A 5,104-nucleotide genomic window follows, 5' to 3' on the forward strand; every position below is an offset into this window, starting at 1 on the left:
TGCAGGAGTTAGTTGGATGATCCAGCACCTGATCGACACGCGCCGCCATGCGCTGACGCTGCAATTGTCCGGCCAGCCGGCGCGCGTGATCGGCGACCGTACGCGCCTCGTGCAGGTCATCTCGAACATCCTCAACAACGCCGCCAAGTACACGCGCGCCGGGCGGGCGGATCGTGCTGGCCGTGACGCGTGGCGGCGGAGCGCGTGACGGTGGCCGTGCGCGACAACGGCGTCGGCATCGCGCCGGAAGTCCTGCCGTACATCTTCGACCTGTTCACCCAGGCCGAGCGCACCCCGGACCGTTCCCAGGGCGGCCTCGGGATCGGCCTGGCGCTCGTCAAGAGCCTCATCGCCCTGCACGGCGGCAGCGCGCATGCGCACAGCGACGGCCTGGGGCTGGGCAGCGACGTTCTCGATCCGCCTGCCGCTGCGCGGCGCGCGTCCCGGCACCGATGCCCGATGCCGGCGCGGCGGGCGGCGCGGACGCCGTCCACGACAGCGGCAACGCTGCGCGTGCTGGTGGTCGACGACAACGCCGACGCCGCCCAGATGCTGGCCGCGCTGCTCGAAGTGCAGGGGCATGCGGTGAGCGTCGAGTACGACGGGCGCGGGGCGCTGGCGCGGGCGCGCACGGAGCATCCCGACGTCCTGCTGCTCGACATCGGCCTGCCCGACATGGACGGCTACGAACTGGCGCGGCGCCTGCGCGCACAGCCGGAAAACGCGGACGCCACGCTGGTCGCCCTGACCGGCTACGGCCAGAGCCAGGATCGCGCCGAGGCCCGGCAGGCCGGCTTCGACCATTACCTCGTCAAGCCCGCCGACCTGAATGAAGTCAACGAGGTATTGTCGCGGGCGGAAGCGCGGCGCTGATCGTGCGTCGATCATTCAATCGTGCGCGTATTGCCGCCAGGCACTGGGAGGGTTATCCTTGGCGCATGCGTCGTATGGACGGCCTTCCGCGTGCCGGGAAGCGACCGGGCGCGGCCCTACCGTGCGTAGGCTGCGCGCCAACAAGGCGTATTTTCGTACCATTGGCAATGCCATGCGGCTGATTACTGGAACGAGCGTATGTACGACTTCATCGGCATCTTCGAAGAATCGCAGGACGGCACCGCCCGGGCGGAACTGGTACATCCCGCCGACGGCGCGGGCGTGGCGCCCGCACCCGTCAAGCGTGTCGTGGAGCGGCACGGCGCCGCCGCGGCGACCGCGTCCGTGCCGGCCGACCGTGCCGCCGATGTCGCGGCGCCGCCGGGCGTGCGGCGCGTGCTGGTGGTCGACGACAACGTCGATGCCGCCCAGACGGTGGCGATGCTGCTGGAGGTGCTGGGGCACGAGACGGCCGTCGAATACGACCCGTTGCAGGCGCTGGCCAGCGTGCGCGATCACGCTTTCGACGCGTTCGTCCTCGATATCGGCCTGCCGGGCATGGACGGCCACGAACTGGCACGCCAGATCCGCACGCTGCCGGGAGCGGCCGGCGCCCTGTTCATCGCGCTCACCGGCTATGGCCAGCAGCAGGACCGCGACGCGTCCAGGGCCGCCGGGTTCCATTACCATTTCGTGAAGCCGGCCGATGTGGATGCGCTGGCGCAGGCGCTGGCCGGCGGCGTACCCGAATAGCGTTGTCATCAACCGGTAACTTTCACTTCTTACACTGCGCGTTGCTGAACAGTAACTCGGGAACCGCATGTCCAAGTCCAGTGCGCACACCGCCCCGCGCACCCACCGATTTCTCGCGCTGCTGTGGCCCGCGCTGGCGCTGCTCGCCTGTGCCGCCCGTGGACCGCCACGATCCTGCATGCCGGCGCCGAGCGCCGGCGCGCCGAGGAGCAGGCGTTCAAGGAGGCCGATGCCTATGCCGAGGCCTACGAGCAGTACGTCACGCGCTCGGTCGCGCAGATCGACCAGATCACCATGCAGCTCAAGCACAGCTGGGAGCATGCGCACGACCGCAGCCTGATCGAGAACATGCGGCGCGACGGCATGTTCACCGACGCCGCCTTCGTCAACGTGAGCGTCATCGGGCCCGACGGCGCGATCCGCTCGTCCAGCCGCATCCACGAGCGCGGGCTGAATCTGTCCAGGGCCGGCTTCTTCATCCAGCACCGCGACGCCATCTCGACCGCGCTGCGCATCGGCACGCCGCCGCCGGAACTGGAAGAGACCCGCGGCACGATCCTGTTCACGCGCCGCCTCGATACGCTGGATGACGGATTCGACGGCGTGCTGCTGATGGCCGTCGATGCCGGCTACTTCACGTCGTTCGTCAGCTCGCCCACGCTGGGGCCGGGCAGCCTGCTGGCCCTGGTCGGCACCGAGAATGCCCTGCGCGTCGAACAGGATGCCCGGGGCATCGTGCGCACGCAGAGCGCCAGTTCGCTGCTGCCCGCGAATGCCGACCGCTGGCCGGTGGCGCGCGGCGTGCAGCTTGGTCGCGGGGCAGGGCGGCTTTGCCGACGGCGAGGCGCGCGTGCTGGGCTGGCGCCGTTCCAGCGCGTATCCGCTCGTGGCCCTCGTCGCGCTGTCGCATACGGCCGTGCTGGAAGCGGCCGACGCCTACTGGACCGACAGCCGCAACCACACGGTGCTGGCGACCGTCGTGCTGTCGCTGCTGGCGCTGGGCGCGAGCATGCTGTCGCTGCGGGCGGGCGCGCGGGCGGGCGAGCGGGCCGAGATCCAGCGCGCCTACCGCACGGCCACCGAGAGCGGCAACGACGGCTTCTACATGGTCGCGCCGGTGCGCGACCGCAAGGGCCAGATGATCGACTTCCGCATCGTCGACTGCAACGAGCGCGGCGCCTTTTTTTATGGCGCCACGCGCACGCAACTCGTCGGCAGCCTGATCTCCGACCTCCATCACGGTACCTCGTTCGACGACCTGTCCGCCAACTACCGCACGGCCATGGCCGTCGGCTTCCACCAGGAAGACCGGCGCATGCCCGACAATAACCGCCTGAATATCCGCTGGGGCCACCGGCGCATCGTGCGCGTGGGCGACGTCCTCGCCGTCACGCTGCAGGACATCAGCGAGCGCAAGGAACACGAATCGCAGCTGGCGCGCCTGGCCAACGAGGACAGCCTCACGGGCCTGCCGAACCGCCACTGGTTCCTGAACTTCGTGCCGGCCGCGCTGCGCCAGGCGCAGGACGGCGGCCACGGTGCGGCGCTGCTGTTCATCGACCTCGACGAATTCAAGCAGGTCAACGATTCGCACGGCCACGCCGTCGGCGACCGCCTGCTCAAGCTGGCCGCCGAGCGCCTGATGTCGCAGCTGCGGCCGGGCGACAGCGTGGCGCGCTTCGGCGGCGACGAATTCGTCGTCCTGCTGAGCCCCTTCGACAGCGACCAGCAGGTGGCCATCGTCGCCGCGCGCATCGTCGACGCCTTCAGCAAGCCGTTCCCGATCGCCGACGAGCAGCACATGATCGGCGCCTCGGTCGGCATCGCCGTGTACCCGCGCGACGGCCTCGACGCCGCGACCCTGATCCGCCACGGCGACATCGCCATGTATGCCGGCAAGGCCGAAGGCAAGGGGCAGTACCGCTTCTTCGATCCCGCGCAGTCGAACATCCTCAAGACGCGCACCCAGCTGCGCCAGCGCCTGCTGGAAGCGATCGACAAGCACCAGTTCGTGTTGCACTACCAGCCGCGCGTGGACCTATCCGCACGGGCGAGCTCCTGAGCATGGAAGCGCTGCTGCGCTGGGAGCATCCGACGCTGGGCATGATCCGCCCGGACGAATTCATTCCGCTGGCCGAGTCGAGCGGCCTGATCGTGCCGATCGGCGCCATCGTCATCGACCTGGCGCCCGCCCTCGCCGCGTGGCGCGCGGAATTGCCGATGGCGCCGCTGCCGGACGGCCTCGTCGGCCCCATGGCCGCGCGCATCATGGCGGCCGCGCAGGCCCGCGGTCTTCCATGGCGCAAGCTGGACAAGATGATCCGCCCGGCCGCGTGCCGCGCCGGATGCTGGCGCTGCGTCTATGGCTGCCCGTTCGGCGCCAAGTGGTCGGCGCGCGAACTGGTCGACGACGCCCGCGCGCACGGCGCGGTACTGCTCACGGACGCGCGCGTGACGCGCGTGCTGCTGGACGGCGGCCGCGCGGCCGGCGTCGAAGCCGTCGTCGAAGGCCGCACGCAGACCTTCCGCGCCGGCCGCGTCGTGCTGGCGGCCGGCGGCATCGGCAGTCCGCGCATTCTCCAGGCGTCCGGGCTGCTCGCTGGCCCCGTCCCGTTCTTCAGCGATCCCGTCGTGGCCGTGATGGGGACGGCCGACGACATCGAGGGCGGCGGCGCCGAGGTGCCGATGGCGGCCGGCATGAGCGATCCGGACGCCGGCGTCACGCTGGCCGACCTCACGCTGCCGCGTCCCATGTACCAGGCGTTCGCGGCGCAGGCGGGCCGCGTCGACCGTCTGCTCGCGCACGGCCGCACGCTCACGGTCATGGTCAAGATCCGCGACGAGATCCGCGGCGACGTCGGACCCCGCTGGGTCGACAAGACCCTCGATGCCGCCGACCGCAAGCGGCTCGACCACGGCATCGCCATCGCGCGCGGCATCCTGGAACAGGCCGGCGCGCGCCACGTCTTCGCGAGCCACCACTTCCGCTGCGCATCCCGGCGGCACCGGGTGCGGCGATCGGACGGGCGCTGGACGGGTACCTGCGCACGGCGGCGCACGGCCTGTACGTGTGCGACGCGTCCGCGATCCCCGACCCGTGGGGCCTGCCGCCGACCCTGACCCTGCTGTGCCTGGGCAGGCGCCTCGGCCGCCACCTCGCCGCGGCGCCCGCCCAGGCGGTGGCCGCGGACGCACCGGCAGCGTCGCCGTCAGCCTGATGTCGGCCGACGACTCGCCGACCATCAGCTTCACGGGCACGGCCTCGACCTCGAACCGGCCCGCCTGCGTGTTCCAGTACGCGTGGCGCCGACGCCGCCGAGCGGGATCGGGCAGCGGTGCGCCGAAATGCTCGCCGCGAGCTGCCAGGCGCACGCGGCGGCACGCTTCGTCGAGCGGCCTCGCCGCCGGATTCCCGCGCCAGCAGCACCAGGTGCTGGATCATCCAACTAACTCCTCCGTTTTAACCTTAAGCGATACG

Annotated in this window: 6 protein-coding genes and 1 pseudogene; all 7 read left to right on the plus strand. The window is 70.8% G+C overall.

Features of this window, described 5'->3' with window-relative positions:
- A pseudogene (locus tag ACWNCF_RS03970) lies at window positions 1–208 on the plus strand (hypothetical protein); the annotation flags it as partial.
- The gene (locus ACWNCF_RS03975; RefSeq protein ID WP_449406102.1) at window positions 190–873 is read left to right on the plus strand and encodes a response regulator; all 684 of its coding nucleotides are present in this window, start codon (window positions 190–192) and stop codon (window positions 871–873) included. The pseudogene ACWNCF_RS03970 and the gene ACWNCF_RS03975, both read left to right, overlap by 19 nt.
- Window positions 874–1,071: 198 nt before the next feature.
- Entirely contained in the window at window positions 1,072–1,626 is a 555-nt protein-coding gene (locus tag ACWNCF_RS03980) for a response regulator (RefSeq protein WP_449406103.1), read from the plus strand.
- A gap of 123 nt (window positions 1,627–1,749) precedes the next feature.
- A complete protein-coding gene (locus ACWNCF_RS03985) occupies window positions 1,750–2,955 on the plus strand; it encodes a hypothetical protein (protein ID WP_449406104.1) in 1,206 nt (401 codons plus the stop codon).
- On the plus strand, window positions 2,942–3,688 hold the full coding sequence (locus ACWNCF_RS03990) for a diguanylate cyclase domain-containing protein (RefSeq protein WP_449406107.1): 747 nt from the start codon (window positions 2,942–2,944) through the stop codon (window positions 3,686–3,688). The genes ACWNCF_RS03985 and ACWNCF_RS03990 overlap by 14 nt, the downstream gene beginning before the upstream one ends.
- Window positions 3,689–3,690: 2 nt before the next feature.
- Window positions 3,691–4,746 (plus strand): GMC family oxidoreductase N-terminal domain-containing protein, encoded by a 1,056-nt coding sequence (locus ACWNCF_RS03995; RefSeq protein WP_449406105.1) that lies wholly within the window; start codon window positions 3,691–3,693, stop codon window positions 4,744–4,746.
- A 7-nt stretch (window positions 4,747–4,753) separates the two neighbouring features.
- The coding region (locus tag ACWNCF_RS04000; RefSeq protein WP_449406106.1) for a hypothetical protein at window positions 4,754–5,104 on the plus strand (351 nt) is incomplete at its 3' end.

The sequence above is a fragment of the Massilia phosphatilytica genome, assembly GCF_977014125.1.

Bases quoted from the DNA above. Each gene is read 5' to 3' on its own strand.
- ACWNCF_RS03980 (WP_449406103.1), top strand. From the start codon at position 1,072: ATGTACGACTTCATCGGCATCTTCGAAGAATCGCAGGACGGCACCGCC.
- ACWNCF_RS03990 (WP_449406107.1), top strand. From the start codon at position 2,942: ATGCCCGACAATAACCGCCTGAATATCCGCTGGGGCCACCGGCGCATC.
- ACWNCF_RS03995 (WP_449406105.1), top strand. From the start codon at position 3,691: ATGGAAGCGCTGCTGCGCTGGGAGCATCCGACGCTGGGCATGATCCGC.